Below are 19,809 nucleotides of genomic sequence, written 5' to 3' on the forward strand. Positions count from 1 at the left end.
CCCCATGGACCCCGCCGCCGTGCCCGCCGCCCACGCGTCCGACCCCCGCGTGCCCGACGTCTTCGACCCCCGGATCTACGCCGAAGGGATCCCCTACCAGAGCTACCGGCTGCTGCGGGAGCGGCACCCGGTCGCCTGGCAGGCGGAGCCGGAAGTCCTGGGCTGGCCCGCCGGCCCCGGCTTCTGGGCGGTCACCCGGCACGCCGACGTGGTCCGGGTGCTGCGCGACCACACCACGTACTCCTCCTGGCTCGGCGCCACCCAGATCCGCGACCCCGACCCCGCCGACCTGCCGTTCCTGCGGCGCACCATGCTCAACCAGGACCCGGCGAAGACCGCGGGCGGCCACGGGCGGCTGCGCCGGCTGGTCTCCCGCGCCTTCACCCCCGCCCGCGTCGACGCCTTCGCCGGCCGGGTCCGCGACCGGGCCCGCACCTTGCTCGCCGCCGCCCGGACGCAGGCCGAGGACGGCGCCGCGGACCTGGTCCGCACGGTCACCGACGAGTACGCGCTGCTCAACCTGACCGACCTGCTGGGCGTTCCGGCGGCCGACCGGGGGCTGCTGCTGGAGTGGACCGTACGGATCATCGGCTACCAGGATCCCGAGGACGCGCCGGAGCCCCTGCTCGGCGCCGACGGCAAGCCCCTCGATCCGCGCTCCCCGGCGCTGCTCGGCGAGATGTTCTCGTACGCCCGGGAACTGGCCGCCCACAAACGAGCCCACCCCGGCGAAGACGTCATGACCGCGCTCGCCGAAGCCGGACTGGACCCCGCCGAACTGGAGATGTTCTTCTTCCTGCTCACCGTCGCGGGCAACGACACCGTACGCAGCGCCGCCCCCGGCGGCCTGCTGGCGCTGGCCGGCGCCCCGGACGCGTACCGGCGCCTCGCCGACGGCCGGGTCCCGCTGCACACCGCCGTGGACGAACTGCTGCGCGTCCACCCGCCGGTGCTCAGCTTCCGCCGCACGGCCGCCGCCGACACCGAACTCGCCGGACAGCGGATCCGCGCCGGGGACAAGGTGGTGGTCTTCCACGCCTCCGCCAACCACGACGAGCGCGTCTTCACCGACCCCGAGCGCCTGGACCTCGGCCGGACGCCCAACGCGCACGTCTCCTTCGGGGACGGCCCGCACGTCTGCCTCGGCGCCCACTTCGCCCGGCTCCAGCTGCGCGTGCTCTACGAGGAGTGGCGCACGGCCATGCCCGCTCCGGAACTCGCGGGCCCGCCGCGCCGGCTGGTGTCGAACTTCATCAACGGGATCACGCGGCTGCCGCTGCGGGTGTCCGGGCCTGCCGGGTGACGTCCGCCAGCAGTTCGACCACGTCCGGGCCGTACGCATCCGAGTTGTTGACCTTCAGCACGACGCAGAAGGAGTCCCCGCGGTAGCGGCGCGCCAGGTCCGTGTGGTGGCGCGCCAGGAATCGGGCGCCCGCCTGGTTGCTGATCGCGGTCTGTCCGGACACCAGGAACACCGGCCGGCTGCCCGGCCCGGTCGTCAGCCGGGCCAGCAGCACGTGGTCGATCTGGCCCTTCTGCCAGCGGTACGTCTCCTCGCCGACCCGGATCGCACCGCGGTCCGGACCCGGTTCGGTCGACAGGTCGACCCGGACGCCCGGCAGCATGGACGCCAGATGGGCCGCCGTCCGCGCGTTGGACACGGGGCCGCCCACGCAGAACTCGGCGCGCTCCCCGAAGCCCTGGCGGACCGAGTCGTGCGAGACGATCTGGAGGTTCGCCCCGCAGTCCTTGATCAGGGCGGATATCTCCAGGAGGGCGAACGCGTCGTTGCGGTGCACCGACCCTTCGGTGCCGCCCATCTGCCGGTTGACCACGAACAGGCAGTCGGATCCGGTCGGCAGGCCGAAGAAGGCCTGCTTGCGGCGCAGCGTACGGCGCCACAGGTAGGTCCGGCTGAACCAGCCGAAGCCACCGCTGATGGCGGTGGCCACCACCCCGAGCACGATGTTGCGCACGTCGTCGTTCATGCGCCGGATGCTAGCCCGCACGCGGTGTTCCTGACGCGGGGGGTGCGGTGAAGTTACAGTGCCGAGTTCAGGCCTGTCCGGTGGGGTCCGACAGGCCGTCGACTGGAGGTTTGGATGCGTCGTTCCGCCACACGTCAGTTAGCGCTCGCCGCCCTCGCCGGGGCGCTGGTGTCCACCGGCGCCGCGGCCCCGCCGTCGCAGACGCCGGGCGGAGCTCCCGCCAAGGTCCCGGTAGCCGTCGGGTACGGCGGGGCGGTCGCCAGTGTCGACACCGACGCGTCGGCCGCCGGCATCGCCGTCCTGCGTTCCGGAGGCAACGCGGTGGACGCCGCCGTCGCGACGGCCGCAGCGCTCGGGGTGACCGAGCCGTACTCGGCCGGTATCGGTGGAGGCGGCTACTTCGTCTACTACGACGCCAAGTCCCGCCGGGTGCAGACCATCGACGGCCGCGAGACCGCCCCCGCCACGGCCACCGCCGGCCTGTTCCAGGAGAACGGGGTCCCCATCCCGTTCGAGCAGGGCCAGACCAGCGGCCGCTCCGTCGGCGTGCCCGGCACGCCGGCCACCTGGAAGAGCGCCCTCGACGCCTGGGGCACCCGCCCGCTCGGCCAACTCCTACGGCCCGCCGAGAAACTGGCCCGCGACGGGTTCACCGTCGATCAGACCTTCCGGGCCCAGACGGAGCTCAACCAGGACCGCTTCAAGGACTTCCCCGACACCAGGAAGCTGTTCCTGCCCGGGGGAGCCCTGCCGGTGGTCGGCTCCACCTTCAAGAACCCCGACCTGGCGGCGACGTACGCGGAACTGGCCCGCAAGGGCACCGGCGCCGTGTACCGGGGCCCGATCGCCGAGGACATCGTCCGTGCCGTCCGCAAGCCCCCCGTGGACCCGGCCGCCACCCGCATCGTCCGCTCCGGCGACCTGACCGGCGGCGACCTGCGTGCGTACGAGACCAAGCGCCAGGCCCCGACACGGGTGGGCTACCGGGGCCTCGACGTGTACAGCATTGCGCCGTCCTCCTCGGGCGGCACCACCGTCGGCGAGGCGCTCAACATCCTGGAGCGCACCGACCTCTCGAAGCTGTCCGAGACCCAGTACCTGCACCGGTTCATCGAGGCATCGCGGATCTCGTTCGCCGACCGCGGCCGCTGGGTCGGTGACCCGGCCGCCGAGAACGTGCCCACGCGGGAACTGCTCTCGCAGGAGTTCGCGGACTCGCGCGGCTGCCTCATCGCCCCGGACCGGACGCTGACCAGCCCGCTCGCCCCAGGCGACCCGCGCCACCCGGCGGCCTGCGGCGGCTCCGGCCAGGCCGCCCCGACCACGTACGAAGGTGAGAACACCACGCACCTGACGGTCGCCGACCGCTGGGGCAACGTCGTCTCCTACACCCTGACCATCGAGTCCACCGGCGGCAGCGCGATCACCGTCCCCGGCCGCGGCTTCCTCCTCAACAACGAGCTGACCGACTTCTCCTTCGCCCCGGCGGTCCCCGGGGTCCCCGACCCGAACCTGCCCGGCCCCGGCAAGCGGCCGCGCTCGTCCATGTCCCCGACGATCGTGCTCGACGGCGGGCGCCCGGTGCTCGCCGTGGGCTCGCCGGGCGGCGCCACCATCATCACCACCGTCCTCCAGACCTTGATCGGACACCTGGACCGGGGGCTGCCGCTGGTCGACGCCATCGCGGCGCCGCGGGCCAGCCAGCGCAACCAGACCACCACCGAGCTGGAGCCGGCCCTGTGGAACAGCCCGCTGCGCGCCCAACTGGAGGCGCTGGGGCAGGCGTTCCGGCAGAACCCGGAGATCGGCGCCGCGACCGGGGTCGAGCGGCTCCCGGACGGGCGCTGGCTGGCCGCGGCCGAGACGAGCCGGCGGGGCGGGGGCTCGGCGATGGTGGTCCACCCGCAGGGCAAACCGTAGGACCGGGGCCGGCCGGGGCTGACGGGGGCCATCAGAGGGTGGTGAGGATCCTCGGACCGTCGGCGGTGATCGCGACCGTGTGCTCCGCGTGCGCGGCGCGGCTGCCGTCGACCGTCCGCAGGGTCCAGCCGTCGCCGTCGCACCGGTAGTCGTCCGTACCGCCGGCAACCAGCATCGGCTCGATCGCGAGGACCATGCCGGGGCGCAGCTTCATGCCGCGTCCCGGCCGGCCCTCGTTGGGCACGCCCGGGTCCTCGTGCATGCTGCGGCCGATTCCGTGGCCGCCGAACCCGTCCGGGACGCCGTAGCCGGCGGAGCGGCAGACCGTGCCGATGGCGTGGGCGATGTCGCCGATCCGGTTGCCGGGCAGCGCGGCGGCGATGCCGGCGGCGAGGGCCGCCTCGGCGGTCTCGATCAGCCGAAGGTCGGCGGGGCGCGGCCGGCCGACCGTGAAGCTGACCGCCGCGTCCCCGACCCAGCCGCCGAGCTTCGCTCCGCAGTCGATGCTGACCAGGTCGCCGTCGCGCAGCCGGTAGCCGTCGGGGACGCCGTGCACGATCGCGTCGTTGACCGAGGTGCAGATCACCGCGGGGAAGGGCACCGGCGCGAACTCCGGCCGGTAGCCGAGGAACGGCGAGCTCGCGCCGGCCTCCGCCAGCACCCCGCGGGCCGCCCGGTCCAGGTCCAGCAGGGACACCCCGACCCGGGCGCTCTCCCGTACGGCGGCCAGGGTGCGGGCGACCACCCGGCCCGGGGCACGCATTGCTTCGATCGATTCTGTCGTCTTCAGTTCCACCATGCCAATAACTATACCGGTATAACTTTAACGGGATAGTTATTGGGGGAGGGGGTAGGATGGTGGACATGGTCCGCACCCCACTCACCCCCGAAGAGCGCGAGCGCGGCGAGCGCCTGGGCGCACTACTGCGCGAGGCCCGCGGCGGCCGCAGCATGGTCGAGGTCGCGGCGAGCGCCGGGCTGTCCGCCGAAACCCTCCGCAAGATCGAGACCGGCCGCGCGCCGACTCCGGCGTTCTTCACCGTGGCCGCCCTCGCCGAGGCGCTCGGTCTGTCCCTCGACGATGTGCTGCGCCGCTGCTCCTTCATACCCGCCTGACGCCCGTCCGGCCCGCGGACCTGCGGGTTCTTTCGGGCGGGCCGGCGGGCCGAACGGCCCAATCGGCGATGGGGTCGGGCGGGAGCGGGGCAAGCGTGAAGGCGTGTCAGCCTCGAACGCATCCCAACAGCTCGGATTCGCACTCCTCGGTGCCCTGCTCGCGGCCGGTCTGCTGCTCGCCACCTGCACGGTGCCGGAGGGGCCCGACCGGGCCAGGAATCCGGGTGCCGTCGTAGGCTCCCGGGATGACTCTCGATGAGCTGAACCAGGGCAAGTACGTCAGCCTCACCACGTTCCGCAAGGACGGCACGCCCGTCGCGACACCCGTGTGGGCGGTGGCCGACGGCGGCGAGCTGTACGTGTGGACGCGCAGCGATTCCTGGAAGGTGAAGCGGATCCGCAACAACGGGCGGGTCACCGTCAGTGCATGTGACGTCCGCGGTCGGGTCGCCGCCGGGGCGGTCGTACTGGAGGGCGAGGCGCGACTGCTGGACGAGGCGGGGCTGAAGCGGGTGCGCAGGCTGATGCTGCGGAAGTACACGTGGCAGTTCTGGGCGCTGGACGTGCCGGCCATGTTGGCCCGGGGCGGGAAGCGTCCGCACACCGCGATCGCCGTCAAGCTTTGAGATTCCCGTAGCCCGCCCGTAACACCGGTGGGATCCAATGCGGCCATGGAGACCGCGACTTCGCTGGCGATCGGTCAACTCTCCGACTACTTGCGGGGGTTGACGCAGAGACTCGATCCGGGGACGGGCTGGTACGGGGAGTTCCTGCGGCGGGACCCGGAGGGCCTGCGGGCCTGCCTGGACGGCGCCGCGATGCCGCCGTGGGACGTGGTGGAATCGCTGCTCGGCGATCTCGCGGAAGCCAGGGGGGACGACTTCGCGGCGCGGGAGGCGCGGTACGCGGCCGGGCTGCGGGCCGCGGCGGTCACGGCGTGGGACCGGCTGCCGGGCGGCGCGGAGGAACTGCGGACCCTGTACGCGGCGGCCGCCGAGCAACGGGCCGTCTCGGAGGCCGCGGCCCACGCGCTGACGGCGCGGCTGGCCGCGACGGCGGACCGGACCGAGGCGGACGCGCTGACCACGGAACTCGCCTGGACCCGGGACGACGCGGCCAGGGCCGCCGCCCGCCACCACGACCTGACCTCCCGCCTCAACGCCTTACGGTCACGCGCACCGGAGCACACCCCCGCTCGACAGGACGGGCCGACGGCGCAGCCGGCCGGACGCCCCGCCTCCCCGTGGCCGGAGCACTCGCCCCTCGTCCCGCCCGGCGACGGGGCCGCCGAGGCGGCGGGCCCGGTGGGGAGCGGGTCGCTGCCCGGGGGCGGGAACGGCGGGTCGCTGCCCGGAGTGCCGCGCCAGCGGGAGGCGGGCGAGGACCGGGCCGAGCCGCCCGTCGGGCCGGCCGAGGGACGGCGGCTGCGCACAGCGCGGCGGGCCGGCGGGGCTCGGTACGCGGGCGCCGGCACCCCCGCGGCCTTCACCCCGCCGCCCGGGCACTCGGACGGGCCCGCCACCCCGCCCCGTGGTGCGCGCTTCGCCCAGCCGGAGGTCCCGCTCGGCCGGGCCCGCTTCACCCCGCCGAGGCCCGACGGGCAGTCCGCCCCGGAGGGCCGCCCCGCCCCGCCGGAGCCGGAAGTGCAGGACGTCGGCGGGGCCCGGATCGCTCCGCCGGAGCCGGACGGGCAGGCCCGCGGCGGGATCGCCGATTTCGTGCGGGAGCTGGCGGGGCTGCGGGCCGAGGGGCGCAGCGGGGAGGCGCACGTGCTGCTGTGCGAGGCCGCTGCCTGGCCCCCCGAGCGGCTGCCCGGGCTGGCCGACGAGCTGCTGCGGGCCGGGCTCGGCGCGGACTGGGCCACCCTGCTGTGGGAGGCGGCCTCGCTCCTGCCCGAGCGGCTCGCCGCGGCGGCCGCCGCCCTCGGCGAGGCGGGGCGCCGCGCCGACTGCGAGGCGCTGCTGCGCCAGGGGGCCGCCCGCCCCGCCGCCGAGATCGCCGATGCCGCCCTGGCCCTGGCCGGGGCGGGCCGGACCCGCGAGGCCGACGCCCTGCTCGGCGCGTTCGTCAAGGTCCGCACCGCCGAGGAGGCGGTCCGGCTCGCCCGCCGCGACCCGCAGTGGTTCACTCCCCGGCTGCTCCGGGCCGCCGAGGCCCTGTCCACCACGCACCACCGTGACCTCGTACACGCCCTGCGGATTGCGAAACCATCCGCCTCCTGATCGCAATCGACCGGGAGACGGCGTAATTCGATCGACTACGCCAACCGTGCAAGGCGCTCTTGCCCCACGGTGTGACGAGGCCTACGTTCTACTCCCTACGCATATCGTCTACGTGCGTAGAACTCGGCGTTCCCGTCGCGAGGAGCAGCTCATGGCCCAAGTCGTCCGCGCCGCACTCGTCCAGGCCACCTGGACCGGAGACACCGAGTCGATGATCGCAAAGCACGAGGTGTACGCCCGGCGGGCCGCCGCCGAGGGTGCGAAGGTCATCGGCTTCCAGGAGGTGTTCAACGCCCCCTATTTCTGCCAGGTCCAGGAGCCCGAGCACTACCGCTGGGCCGAGCCCGTCCCCGACGGCCCCACCGTCCAGCGGATGCAGGCACTCGCCCGTGAGACCGGCATGGTCATCGTCGTGCCGGTCTTCGAGCGGGAGTCCGAGGGCTTCTACTACAACACCGCCGCCGTCATCGACGCCGACGGAAGTTACCTCGGCAAGTACCGCAAGCACCACATCCCCCAGGTCAAGGGCTTCTGGGAGAAGTACTACTTCCGCCCGGGCAACCTCGGCTGGCCCGTCTTCGACACCGCCGTCGGCCGCGTCGGCGTCTACATCTGCTACGACCGCCACTTCCCCGAGGGCTGGCGCGCCCTGGGCCTGGCCGGCGCCCAGCTGGTCTTCAACCCCTCCGCCACCCATCGGGGCCTGTCCTCCCACCTGTGGCAGCTCGAACAGCCCGCAGCGGCCGTCGCCAACGAGTACTTCGTCGCCGCGATCAACCGCGTCGGCCAGGAGGAGTACGGCGACAACGACTTCTACGGCACCAGCTACTTCGTCGACCCGCGCGGCCAGTTCGTGGGGGAGGCCGCCAGCGACAAGGAGGAGGAACTCCTCGTCCGTGACCTCGACTTCGACCTGATCAAGGAGGTCCGCGACCAGTGGGCCTTCTACCGCGACCGCCGCCCCGACGCCTACGGAGGGCTCGTACAGCCGTGACCAACCCGATCCCCCTGCACAGCCGGCACCAGGCCGTCCTGCCCGACTGGCTCGCGCTCTACTACAGCCGCCCCGTCGAGCTCACGCACGGCGAAGGCCGCCACGTCTGGGACGCCGACGGCAACCGCTACCTCGACTTCTTCGGCGGCATCCTCACGACGATGACCGCCCACGCCCTGCCCGAGGTCACCAAGGCCGTCTCCGAGCAGGCCGGCCGGCTCATCCACTCTTCCACCCTGTACCTCAACCGCCCGATGGTCGAGCTGGCCGAGCGGGTCGCCGCCCTGTCGGGCATCCCCGACGCGCGGGTCTTCTTCACCACCTCCGGCACCGAGGCCAACGACACCGCCCTGCTGCTGGCGACCGCGTACCGCCGCTCCAACCAGATCCTGGCGATGCGCAACAGCTACCACGGCCGGTCCTTCTCGACCGTCTCCATCACCGGGAACCGCGGCTGGTCCCCGACCAGCCTCTCGCCGCTCCAGACGTACTACGTGCACGGCGCCGTCCGCAGTCGTGGCCCCTTCGCGCACCTGAGCGACGCCGAGTTCACGGCAGCCGCCGTCGCCGACCTCGAAGACGTGCTCGGCCAGGCCCGCGGCGGCGTCGCCGCCCTCATCGCGGAGCCCATCCAGGGCGTCGGCGGGTTCACCGCCCCGCCCGACGGCCTGTACGGGGCGTTCCGCGAGGTGCTCGACCGGCACGGCATCCTGTGGATCAGCGACGAGGTGCAGACCGGCTGGGGCCGTACCGGCGACCACTTCTGGGGCTGGCAGGCCCACGCACAGAACGGGCCGCCGGACATCCTCACCTTCGCCAAGGGCATCGGCAACGGCATGTCCGTCGGCGGGGTCGTGGCCCGTGCCGAGGTGATGAACTGCATCGACACCAACTCCATCTCCACCTTCGGCGGCTCCCCGGTCACCATGGCGGCCGGCGTCGCCAACCTCGCGTACCTGCTGGAGCACGACCTCCAGGGCAACGCCCGCCGCGTCGGCGGCATGCTGCTGGAGCGGCTGCGCGCCATCGCCGCCACCGTGCCCGCCGTACGGGAGGTCCGCGGCCGGGGCCTGATGGCCGGCCTGGAGCTGACCAAGCCGGGCACCGACGAGGCCGACCCGGACGCGGCCGCCGCCGTACTGGAGGCCGCCCGCGAAGGGGGCCTGCTGCTCGGCAAGGGCGGCGGGCACAACACCAGCGTGCTGCGCATCGCGCCGCCGCTCTCCCTCACCGTCGCCGAGGCGGAAGAGGGCGCCGAGATCCTCGAACGGGCCCTGCGTAGCATCGTGTAACCGGGAGGCGCCGCACATGTCCATCCGCACCCTGATCCGCGGCGGCCTCGTCATCACGGCCGCCGACGAGCTCCACGCCGACGTCCTCGTCGAGGACGGCCGCGTGGCCGCCCTCGCGGCCCACGGCTCGGCGGCCGCCGAGGCCTGGACGGCCGACCGCACGATCGACGCGAGCGGAAAGTACGTCATCCCCGGAGGGGTCGACGCCCACACCCACATGGAGCTGCCCTTCGGCGGGACCGCCGCCTCGGACACCTTCGAGACCGGCACCCGGGCCGCCGCCTGGGGCGGCACCACCACCATCGTCGACTTCGCCGTGCAGAGCATGGGCCAGGCCCTGCGGGCGGGGCTCGACACCTGGTACGACAAGGCCGACGGCAAGTGCGCCATCGACTACGCCTTCCACATGATCCTCTCGGACGTCAACGAGGGGACCCTGAAGGAGATGGACCACCTGGTGGGGGAGGGCGTCACCTCCTTCAAACTGTTCATGGCCTACCCCGGCGTCTTCTACAGCGACGACGGACAGATCCTGCGCGCTATGCAGCGGGCCTCCGGCAACGGCGGGCTGATCATGATGCACGCCGAGAACGGCATCGCGATCGACGTCCTCGTCGAACAGGCCCTGGCCCGCGGCGAGACCGACCCCCGCCACCACGGCGAGGTCCGCAAGGTCCTGCTGGAGGCCGAGGCCACGCACCGCGCCATCCAGCTCGCGCGCGTCGCCGGCTCGCCGCTGTACGTGGTCCACGTCTCGGCGGAGGAGGCCGTCGCCGAGCTGGCCGCCGCCCGCGACAAGGGCCTGCCGGTGTTCGGCGAGACCTGCCCGCAGTACCTGTTCCTGTCCACCGACAACCTCGCGGAGCCCGACTTCCAGGGCGCCAAGTACGTCTGCTCCACCCCGCTGCGGCCGAAGGAACACCAGGCCGCCCTCTGGCGGGGCCTGCGGACCAACGACCTCCAGGTGGTCTCCACCGACCACTGCCCGTTCTGCTTCCGCGGCCAGAAGGAGCTCGGCCGCGGCGACTTCTCGAAGATCCCGAACGGGCTGCCGGGCGTGGAGAACCGCATGGACCTCCTCCACCAGGCCGTGGTGGACGGACACATCAGCCGCCGCCGCTGGATCGAGATCGCCTGCGCGAGCCCGGCCCGGATGTTCGGCCTCTACCCCCAGAAGGGCACCGTCGCGCCCGGCTCCGACGCCGACATCGTCCTCTACGATCCGCACGCCGAGCAGGTCATCTCCGCCGAGACGCACCACATGAACGTGGACTACTCGGCGTACGAGGGCAAGCGGATCACCGGCCGCGTCGACACCGTGCTGTCCCGCGGCGAACTCGTCATCGACCGGCGCGAGTACACCGGCCGGGCCGGCCACGGGGTGTTCATCCCCCGCTCCACCTGCCAGTACCTCTAAGGAACCGTGATGGACTTCGGCCTCGTCCTGCAGACAGACCCGCCCGCCTCACAGGTGATCAGCCTCATGAAGCGGGCCGAGCGCAACGGCTTCCGCTACGGCTGGACCTTCGACTCCGCCGTGCTCTGGCAGGAGCCGTTCGTCATCTACAGCCAGATCCTCGCGAACACGCAGAAGCTGCACATCGGCCCCATGGTCACCAACCCCGGCACCCGCACCTGGGAGGTCACCGCCTCCACCTTCGCCACCCTCAACGACATGTACGGCAACCGCACGGTGTGCGGGATCGGCCGCGGCGACTCCGCCATGCGGGTCGCCGGACGCAAACCCAACACCCTGGCCCGCCTCGGCGAGGCCATCGACGTCATCCGGGACCTCGCGGAGGGCCGGGAGGCCGAGGTCGACGGCAACCCCCTGCGGCTCCCTTGGGTCCGGGACGGCAAGCTCCCCGTCTGGATGGCCGCGTACGGGCCCAAGGCGCTGGCCCTGGCCGGCGAGAAGGCCGACGGGTTCATCCTCCAGCTCGCCGACCCCTACCTCACCGAGTGGATGGTCCGCTCGGTCCGGGAGGCCGCCGAACGGGCCGGCCGCGACCCGGGCGCGGTCACGATCTGCGTCGCGGCGCCGGCGTACGTGGGCGGGGACCTGGCCCACGCCCGCGACCAGTGCCGCTGGTTCGGCGGGATGGTCGGCAACCACGTCGCCGATCTGGTCGGCCGCTACGGCGAGCACTCCTCGATGGTCCCGGACGAGCTCACCGAGTACATCAAGGCCCGCCAGGGCTACGACTACAGCCACCACGGCCGCGCCGGGAACCCTTCCGCCGACTTCGTGCCGGACGAGATCGTGGACCGCTTCTGCCTGCTCGGCCCGCCCGAGGCCCACATCGAGAAGCTGCGCGCCCTGCGCGAGCTGGGCGTCGACCAGTTCGCCCTGTACGACATGCACGACGCGAAGGAGGCCACCATCGACGCCTACGGGCAGCACGTCATCCCGGCGCTCAGATCCTGACCGAGATCCCCGCCGACCGACCCGAAGGGGCGTGCGCACATGCTGGACCACCCGATCGGCGACACCGGGGACCGCGTCGAGCTCGCCCCCGGCGCGGTCCCCTCCGACGGCCGCTTCACCAACCCCGACCTGCTCCCCGTACCGGTCGCGGACCGGCGCTGGACCACGTACAACTTCGCGGCCCTGTGGGTCGGCATGGCGCACAACATCCCCTCCTGGCTGCTCGCCTCCGGGCTGGTGGCCCTGGGGATGGACTGGAAACAGGCCGTCTTCACCATCGCGCTGGCCAACATCATCGTGCTGGGGCCGATGCTGCTCACCGGCCACGCCGGCCCCAAGTACGGGATCCCGTTCCCGGTGCTGGCCCGGGCCCCGTTCGGGGTGCGCGGGGCCAATCTGGCCGCGCTGATCCGGGCGGCCGTGGCCTGTGCCTGGTTCGGGATCCAGACCTGGATCGGCGGGTCCGGGATCTTCGTGCTGCTCGGTGAGATCTTCGGCGGCTGGGCGGGAGCCGCGGAGATCGGCGGCGAGCCGTGGCCGCTGTGGCTGTGCTTCGCCCTCTTCTGGGTCCTCGAACTCGCCATCATCTACCGGGGGATGGAGACCCTGCGGCGGTTCGAGAACTGGGCCGCGCCCTTCGTCATCGTCGGCGCGCTGGCCCTGCTGGTGTGGATCGGGATGAAGGCGGGCGGCTTCGGCGAACTGCTCGACCAGCCCTCCCGGCTCGGCTGGGGCGCGGAGTTCTGGACGGTCTTCTTCCCCGCCCTCATGGGGATGATCGCCTTCTGGTCCACCCTCTCGCTCAACATCCCGGACTTCACGCGCTTCGGCGCCGGGCAGCGCTCCCAGATCCTCGGGCAGACGCTCGGGCTGCCGACGACGATGACCCTCTTCGCGCTGCTGTCGGTGTTCGTCACCTCCGGCTCTGAGGCGGTGTACGGGGCCCCGATCTGGGACCCGGTGGAGCTGGTGGCCAAGGCGGACAGCACCTTCGGGCTGCTGTACGCCCTGGTGACGGTGCTCGTCGCGACGATCTCGGTGAACATTGCGGCCAACGTCGTGTCACCGGCGTACGACCTGGCCAACCTGGCTCCCCGGCGGATCAACTTCCGCCGCGGCGCGCTGATCACGGGCGTCGTCGGCGTACTGATCATGCCGTGGAAGCTGACCTCCACCCCCGAGCTGTACATCTTCACCTGGCTCGGCCTGGTCGGCGGACTGCTCGGCACGGTCGCCGGCATCCTCATCTCGGACTACTGGATCGTGCGGCGCACCCGGCTGTCCCTGCCCGACCTGTACCGGCAGGGCGGCCCGTACTGGTACACGGGCGGGTGGAACATCCGTGCGGTTCTCGCCTTCGTGGTCGGCGGAGTCCTGGCCATCGGCGGCTCCCACTCGGCCCCCGGCCAAGGCCCCTTCCCCGAAGAAGGCCTGATCCCCGTCCTGAAACCCCTCGCCGACTACGGCTGGGCGGTGGGCCTGGCCTCGTCCCTCCTCCTGTACACGGCCCTCATGAGCCGCCGGCGCCCCGCCCACCCCTGACAGCCCGGCGCGCGGCCCGCCGGCCCGGCAGCCGCCCTCCGGCGCGGGCCGGCGGCACCCGGAGTCCATCTGGAGGCCGGCCGGTGGACGTGATGGGCGGTGGGGTTTGTCAGCCGGGCGTGGTGTGATGGGGGCATGATCGAAGAGTTCCTGGCCCAAGACCTGTCAGCGGTGGAAGAAGCGGTCCGCAAGGCGGCGGCGGTTGAGATCATGCCGAGGTTCCGGCAGCTCGCCGAGCACGAGGTGGACCAGAAGAGCGGTCCGCACGATCTGGTGACCGTCGCCGACCGCAAGGCCGAAGAGCACCTCACCGCCTCCCTGATGCACCTGCTGCCCGGCTCCGCCGTCGTCGGCGAGGAGGCCGTCCACGCCGACCCGGCCGTGTACGGGGCGCTGCGCGCCGACGCACCGGTGTGGATCGTCGACCCGGTGGACGGCACCCGGCAGTTCGTCTCCGGCGACCCCGCCTTCTGCACCCTGGTGGCCCTGGCCCACCGCGGGGAGATCCTCGCGTCCTGGACCTTCGCCCCGGCCCTGGACGAGCTGGCGACCGCCGTGCGCGGGCAGGGCGCGTACGTCAACGGCGAGCGGATCCGCAGCGGTTCGCCGCAGCCCGGCGCCGAGCTGCGGGTCGCCATGGCCCACCCGCTGTACACCTCCGAAGCGGACAAGCGGACCCTGGCCCGGCTCGACGTGCCCGGGGTCGCGGCCCGGCCGTGCGGCTCCGCCGGCCTGGAGTACCTGAAGGTGGCCCGCGGTGAGATGGACGGCCTCGCCTTCACCTGGCCCTCGGCGTGGGACCACGCGGCCGGACTGCTGCTGGTCTCCGAAGCGGGCGGGGCGCAGAGCACCGTCGCCGGGGTCCCCTTCCGGGTGGACCGCGACAACGAGCTGCCGTTCGCCGTGGGCCGCGACGAGGCCACGGTCGTGCGGATCCGTGACCTGCTGCGCGGCGCGTAGCCCGGCACGGGCAGCGGTCCGCGCGGACGGGCCGAATATCCTTGGAGGGCAGCCGCCGCCGGACGAAGGAGTCTCAAGGTGTCGTCGATTCTCGATGCGGTCGTGGTGGGGGCGGGGCCCAACGGGCTGACGGCCGCCGTCGAGCTGGCCCGGCGCGGCTTCTCGGTGGCCGTGTTCGAGGCTGCGGAGACGGTCGGCGGTGGGGCCCGCACCGAGGAGCTCACCCTCCCGGGCTTCCGGCACGACCCCTGCTCGGCCGTGCACCCGCTCGGCATCGGCTCGCCGGTCTTCGCCACCATGCCGCTGAAGCGGTACGGCCTGGAGTGGCTGCACGCCCCGCTGCCGATGGCCCACCCCTTCGACGACGGCACGGCCGCCGTGCTCTCCCGCTCCGTCTCCGAGACGGCGGCCTCCCTCGGCCCGCGCGACGCGGGTACGTACCGGCGGCTGGTGGAGCCCTTCCTCGGCAAATGGGACACCCTGGCCCGGGACTTCATGTCCCTGCCGTCGACCGCCCTGCCCCGGGACCCCGTCACCCTGGCCCGCTTCGGGCTCGCCGGACTGCCTCCGTCGACCTGGCTGCTGGGCCGCTTCCACGAGGAGCGGGCGCGGGCCCTGTTCGCCGGGCTCGTCGCACACGTCATCGCCCCGCTCGACGGGATCGGCACGAGCGCCGTCGGCCTCGTCTTCGCCCTCGCCGCGCACGCGGGAGGCTGGCCGATGGCCCGCGGCGGCTCGCAGTCCGTCTCGGACGCCCTCGCCGGCTACCTGCGCGACCTCGGCGGGACCATCCACACCGGCTTCGAGGTCAAGCGCCTCGACGACCTGCCGCCGGCCCGGGCCTACGTCTTCGACACCTCGCCGACCGCGCTGGCCCGGATCGCCCGGCTGGGACGCGCCTACGACGGCTACCGCTACGGCGCAGCCGTGTTCAAGCTCGACTACGCCCTGTCCGGACCCGTGCCCTGGACCGCCGAGGCGCCGCGCCGGGCCGGCACCGTCCAGATCGGCCCGCGCGCCCGCGACATCGACGCCGCCCTCCAGCTGGCCACCGGCGGCAGGGCCCCCCGCAACCCCTTCCTGATCACCGCCCAGCCCAGCCTGGCGGACCCCGGGCGGGCACCCGAGGGCAAGCACGTGTTCTGGGCCTACGGGCACGTCCCCGCGGGCTGGCAAGGCAACCTGACCGATGCCGTCGAACGCCAGATCGAACGCTTCGCCCCCGGCTTCCGCGACCTGGTGCTGGCCCGCGCCACCGCGGGGCCGCCGGAACTGGCCGCCCGCAACCCCAACTACGTCGGCGGCGACATCGCCTGCGGCGCCGCCTCCGGGCTCCAGCTGCTGCTGCGCCCGAAGCTGTCTCTGTCCCCGTACACGACGGCCCACCCAGCCGTCTTCCTCTGCTCCTCCGCCACCCCGCCCGGCCCCGGAGTGCACGGCATGTCCGGCCACAACGCGGCCAAGGCGGTCTGGCGCCACCTGCGAAGGGCCTCCTGATGGTGCGCATCACCCTCGTCCGCGGCGACATCACCACCGAGCACGCGGACGCCATCGTCAATGCGGCGAACTCCTCGCTGCTCGGCGGCGGGGGAGTGGACGGGGCCATCCACCGGCGGGGCGGGCCCGAGATCCTGGAGGCCTGCCGGGCGCTGCGCGCCTCCCACTACGGCAAGGGCCTCCCGACGGGCCGGGCCGTGGCCACGACGGCGGGCCGCCTCCCGGCCCGCTGGGTGATCCACACGGTGGGCCCCGTTTGGTCCCGGGACGAGGACCGCTCGGCGCTGCTCGCCTCCTGCTACCGCGAGTCCCTACGGGTCGCGGCCGAGCTGGGCGCCCGTACGGTCGCCTTCCCGGCGGTATCCACCGGCATCTTCGGCTGGCCGATGGACGACGGCGCCCGCATCGCGGTGGAGACGGCCCGGGCGGCTGCGATCGCACCGGTGGAAGAGGTCCGCTTCGTCCTCTTCGACGAGCCCGCCCACGCCGCGTTCCGGGCCGCGCTGGACGCCTGACCCCCGCGGGCCGGCCGACCGGCGGGGACCTTTGATCGGTGGATCGGGCCAGGGGTGTCCGTGGGGGTCGATAGGCTTCTGGGATGAGCCTTGTCGACGCCCCCACCGAGACCCCCGATGCCCTGGAGGTGCTGCACCGCGTCTTCGGATACGACTCCTTCCGCGGCGAGCAGCAGCAGATCATCGAGCACGTGGCCGGCGGCGGCGACGCGCTGGTGCTGATGCCGACCGGTGGCGGCAAATCGCTCTGCTACCAGATCCCGGCGCTGGTCAGGGACGGTACGGGTGTGGTGATCTCGCCGCTGATCGCGCTCATGCAGGACCAGGTGGACGCGCTGACCGCGCTCGGGGTGCGGGCCGGGTTCCTGAACTCGACGCAGGACCCGTACGAGCGGCAGGCCGTCGAGCAGGCCTTCCTCGCCGGTGAGCTGGACCTTTTGTACCTGGCCCCGGAGCGGCTGCGGACCGAGGGCACCCAGCGGCTGCTCGACCGGGGCAAGGTGTCGCTGTTCGCGATCGACGAGGCGCACTGCGTCGCCCAGTGGGGCCACGACTTCCGGCCCGACTACCTCGCGCTGTCGATGCTGCACGAGCGCTGGCCCACGGTGCCGCGGATCGCGCTGACCGCGACGGCCACCGAGGCGACGCACGCCGAGATCGCGGCGCGGCTGGGCCTGGCGGAGGGGGACGCCCGGCACTTCGTGGCGAGCTTCGACCGGCCCAACATCCAGTACCGGATCGCTTCGAAGAACAACCCGACGCGGCAGCTGCTGGAGCTGATCCGGACCGAGCACGACGGGGACGCCGGCGTCGTCTACTGCCTGTCGCGGGCGTCCGTGGAGAAGACGGCGGCGTTCCTGGTGGAGCACGGCATCGACGCCGTCGCGTACCACGCGGGCATGGACGCCCGCACGCGCGCCGCGAACCAGGCGCGCTTCCTGCGGGAGGACGGGATCGTCGTGGTGGCCACGATCGCGTTCGGCATGGGCATCGACAAGCCGGACGTGCGTTTCGTGGCGCACCTGGACCTGCCGAAGTCCGTCGAGGGCTACTACCAGGAGACCGGCCGCGCCGGGCGCGACGGCGAGCCGGCCACGGCCTGGCTCGCGTACGGCCTCCAGGACGTGGTGCAGCAGCGCAAGATGATCGAGGGCTCTGAGGGCGACGAGGCACACCGCCGCTCCCTGGCCGGGCACCTCGACGCGATGCTCGCGCTGTGCGAGACGGTCGACTGCCGCCGGGTGCGGCTGCTGGCGTACTTCGGCCAGGCGGCCGGGCCGTGCGGCAACTGCGACGCCTGCCTGACGCCGGCCGAGTCCTGGGACGGCACGGTCGCGGCGCAGAAGCTGATGTCCACGGTGTGGCGGCTGGCCAAGGAGCGCCGGCAGAAGTTCGGCGCCGGCCAGATCATCGACATCCTCCAGGGCAAGAAGACGGCCAAGGTCATCCAGTTCGATCACGACGCGCTGTCGGTCTTCGGGGTCGGGGCGGACCTGAGCACCGCGGAATGGCGCGGGGTCGTACGGCAGTTGCTGGCCTCGGGGCTGCTGGCGGTCGAGGGCGAGTACGGGACGCTGGTGCTCACGGACGCAAGCGGCGAGGTGCTGGGCGGGCGCCGCAGCGTCCCCATGCGCAAGGAGACGGCTCCGGCCGCGGCGGCCCGCAAGACCTCCGGATCCGGCTCCGGGAAGGCCGGGCGCGTCCCGGTCGACCTGCCGGCGGCAGCCGTACCCGTCTTCGAGGCCCTGCGTGCCTGGCGGGCCGCGACGGCGCGGGAGCAGGGCGTGCCCGCGTACGTGGTCTTCCACGACGCGACGCTGCGGGAGATCGCGACCCGGCTGCCCGGCACGGTGGAGGAACTGGGCACGATCAGCGGCGTCGGCGAGGCCAAGCTCGCCAAGTACGCCGAGGGGATCCTGGAGGCCCTGGCCGGGACCGGCGCCCCCGAGCCCTCGCCGACGCCGACGCCATCGGCGCCGTCACAGGCGGCACCGCCCGAGCCCCCGGCCCCGTACACCGACGAGGAACCGCCCTTCGACTTCGAGGACGCGGACCCGCCCTGGGACGACTGGCAGTAGCCCGGCCCGGCGGTCCGGGAGGAGGGATCCGCGGTCAGGCCGCGTCGGCGCTGTCGTCTTCGTCCGGGTCCTCCTCCCCGGCCCCGTCGGTGTGCGCCCCGCACGGGGGGGCACAGCCGCGTGTACTCCGCCATCACCTGGGACAACAGGTCGACCTGAGGTACTGCTCGTGCGCGCTCTCCGACATCGCCCGGGCCGTGGCGGAGGCGCGGCACCGCGACCGCATCCGGCTCGACGAGCCGGTCGGCGTGGACGTCCTGCTGCCCGTCGACGACCGGGAGGCGCCGGTCGACGACTGGGTCGCGTTCGTCAGGAGGGAGCGGCGGCACTGCTACGACCCGGGAGGCGGCAGTGACCGGCAGGGCGAGTCGCCCAAATGAAAAAATAGCACTCGGTGACTGATTCGTGACGGTGCGCGCATAGCATGTGCGGTCGGACTTCTATGCAGGAGGACCGCCTATGAACCAGCAGTTCCTCACGTCACCGGTCCGTGTTCCCGGGCGGGCGGAGGCGCCGGCGCTCCACCTCCTGGGCGGCCCGCGCGTCGTCCATCAGGGGAGATGGCTGGACGTGCCGGAGGGGGGCAAGCGGCTGCTCGCGTTCGTCGCACTGCACGGCGGCCGGGTCGAACGCCGCCATGCCGCGGGGGCGCTGTGGCCGTCCGGTGACGACCTGAGGGCGGCGGGGAACCTGCGCTCCGCGCTGTGGCGGCTCAAGGCCGCCGGCATCGACCTGCTCGACTCCGACAAGTGCTCGCTCGCCGTGCGCGAGCACACGGTGGTCGACCTGTACGTCCTGTACGGCTGGGCCGGGCGGCTCATCGGCGGCACCGCCACCGCCCATGACCTGTCGGCGCTCAAATGGCGTACCGACGCGCTCGATCTACTGCCCGGCTGGTACGACGACTGGGTGCTGCTGGAACGCGAACGGGTCCGCCAACGGCTGCTGCACGCACTGGAGGCGCTGAGCCGCGAGCTGGTCCGTGCCGGGCGGCACGCCGAGGCGGTGGAGTCGGCGCTGCTCGCGGTCAGCACCGAACCGCTGCGCGAAAGCGCCCAGCGGGCCCTGATCGAGGCCCACTTGGCGGAGGGCAACCTCATCGAGGCGATGCGCGCCTACGACGCGTACCGCGGCCTCGTGAAACGCGAACTCGGCGTCGAACCGGGATGTGAACTCTCCGGCCTGATACGCAACTTCTGCCGCTCCGCCACCCGCTCCCGCGAGGTGCCGGCCGCCCGGGTGCGGCACGCCTGATCC

The 19,809-nt window shown here is 73.0% G+C and carries 18 protein-coding genes; 16 read left to right on the forward strand and 2 right to left on the reverse strand.

Annotated features, from left to right (window positions below; genetic code table 11):
- Window positions 1-4 precede the first annotated feature (4 nt).
- Window positions 5-1,303: a cytochrome P450 gene (locus tag OG974_RS03010; RefSeq protein WP_371645317.1), complete on the forward strand. Its 1,299-nt coding sequence runs from the start codon at window positions 5-7 to the stop codon at window positions 1,301-1,303.
- Here OG974_RS03010 and OG974_RS03015 read toward each other — a convergent pair.
- Window positions 1,263-1,988, reverse strand: coding sequence for a hypothetical protein (locus OG974_RS03015; protein ID WP_327279390.1), 726 nt, complete (start codon window positions 1,986-1,988; stop codon window positions 1,263-1,265). The two genes, OG974_RS03010 and OG974_RS03015, sit on opposite strands and share 41 nt — an antisense overlap.
- A 114-nt stretch (window positions 1,989-2,102) precedes the next feature.
- Between OG974_RS03015 and ggt the strand changes: the two genes are divergently transcribed.
- Window positions 2,103-3,908, forward strand: a complete 1,806-nt coding sequence (gene ggt / locus OG974_RS03020) for a gamma-glutamyltransferase (RefSeq protein WP_371645319.1) — start codon at window positions 2,103-2,105, stop codon at window positions 3,906-3,908.
- Window positions 3,909-3,939: 31 nt separating this feature from the next.
- Here ggt and map read toward each other — a convergent pair whose 3' ends face one another.
- Entirely contained in the window at window positions 3,940-4,707 is a 768-nt protein-coding gene (gene map, locus OG974_RS03025) for a type I methionyl aminopeptidase (protein WP_327279392.1), read from the reverse strand.
- 65 nt (window positions 4,708-4,772) lie between these two features.
- Here map and OG974_RS03030 point away from each other — a divergent pair, with 65 nt between their 5' ends.
- From OG974_RS03030 to OG974_RS03095, 14 genes are all read left to right on the forward strand, one after another.
- Window positions 4,773-5,024, forward strand: a complete 252-nt coding sequence (locus tag OG974_RS03030; RefSeq protein WP_327279393.1) for a helix-turn-helix transcriptional regulator — start codon at window positions 4,773-4,775, stop codon at window positions 5,022-5,024.
- Between the two features lie 245 nt (window positions 5,025-5,269).
- Entirely contained in the window at window positions 5,270-5,650 is a 381-nt protein-coding gene (locus tag OG974_RS03035) for a PPOX class F420-dependent oxidoreductase (RefSeq protein ID WP_327279394.1), read from the forward strand.
- Window positions 5,651-5,695: 45 nt separating this feature from the next.
- Window positions 5,696-7,246 (forward strand): hypothetical protein, encoded by a 1,551-nt coding sequence (locus OG974_RS03040; protein ID WP_371645322.1) that lies wholly within the window; start codon window positions 5,696-5,698, stop codon window positions 7,244-7,246.
- A 151-nt stretch (window positions 7,247-7,397) separates the two neighbouring features.
- Entirely contained in the window at window positions 7,398-8,240 is an 843-nt protein-coding gene (locus tag OG974_RS03045) for a nitrilase-related carbon-nitrogen hydrolase (RefSeq protein WP_371645324.1), read from the forward strand.
- Entirely contained in the window at window positions 8,237-9,532 is a 1,296-nt protein-coding gene (locus OG974_RS03050; protein ID WP_371645325.1) for an aspartate aminotransferase family protein, read from the forward strand. The genes OG974_RS03045 and OG974_RS03050 overlap by 4 nt, the downstream gene beginning before the upstream one ends.
- Window positions 9,533-9,548: 16 nt before the next feature.
- On the forward strand, window positions 9,549-10,949 hold the full coding sequence (gene hydA, locus OG974_RS03055; RefSeq protein ID WP_371645327.1) for a dihydropyrimidinase: 1,401 nt from the start codon (window positions 9,549-9,551) through the stop codon (window positions 10,947-10,949).
- A gap of 9 nt (window positions 10,950-10,958) precedes the next feature.
- On the forward strand, window positions 10,959-11,960 hold the full coding sequence (locus OG974_RS03060) for a TIGR03842 family LLM class F420-dependent oxidoreductase (protein ID WP_327279399.1): 1,002 nt from the start codon (window positions 10,959-10,961) through the stop codon (window positions 11,958-11,960).
- Between the two features lie 39 nt (window positions 11,961-11,999).
- Window positions 12,000-13,502, forward strand: a complete 1,503-nt coding sequence (locus tag OG974_RS03065; RefSeq protein ID WP_329315066.1) for an NCS1 family nucleobase:cation symporter-1 — start codon at window positions 12,000-12,002, stop codon at window positions 13,500-13,502.
- 135 nt (window positions 13,503-13,637) lie between these two features.
- A complete protein-coding gene (locus OG974_RS03070; RefSeq protein ID WP_327279401.1) occupies window positions 13,638-14,462 on the forward strand; it encodes an inositol monophosphatase in 825 nt (274 codons plus the stop codon).
- A gap of 78 nt (window positions 14,463-14,540) precedes the next feature.
- Window positions 14,541-15,959: an NAD(P)/FAD-dependent oxidoreductase gene (locus OG974_RS03075; protein ID WP_327279402.1), complete on the forward strand. Its 1,419-nt coding sequence runs from the start codon at window positions 14,541-14,543 to the stop codon at window positions 15,957-15,959.
- A complete protein-coding gene (locus OG974_RS03080; RefSeq protein WP_327279403.1) occupies window positions 15,959-16,474 on the forward strand; it encodes an O-acetyl-ADP-ribose deacetylase in 516 nt (171 codons plus the stop codon). Before OG974_RS03075 ends, OG974_RS03080 begins: the two co-directional genes overlap by 1 nt.
- 83 nt (window positions 16,475-16,557) lie before the next feature.
- The gene (gene recQ, locus OG974_RS03085) at window positions 16,558-18,552 is read left to right on the forward strand and encodes a DNA helicase RecQ (RefSeq protein WP_327279404.1); all 1,995 of its coding nucleotides are present in this window, start codon (window positions 16,558-16,560) and stop codon (window positions 18,550-18,552) included.
- A 197-nt stretch (window positions 18,553-18,749) separates the two neighbouring features.
- A complete protein-coding gene (locus OG974_RS03090; protein WP_371645331.1) occupies window positions 18,750-18,932 on the forward strand; it encodes a hypothetical protein in 183 nt (60 codons plus the stop codon).
- A 79-nt stretch (window positions 18,933-19,011) separates the two neighbouring features.
- Entirely contained in the window at window positions 19,012-19,806 is a 795-nt protein-coding gene (locus tag OG974_RS03095; RefSeq protein ID WP_371645333.1) for a BTAD domain-containing putative transcriptional regulator, read from the forward strand.
- Window positions 19,807-19,809 lie beyond the last annotated feature (3 nt).

Origin of the sequence: Streptomyces sp. NBC_00597, assembly GCF_041431095.1 — a bacterium.
In the GTDB taxonomy this organism is placed as follows: domain Bacteria; phylum Actinomycetota; class Actinomycetes; order Streptomycetales; family Streptomycetaceae; genus Streptomyces.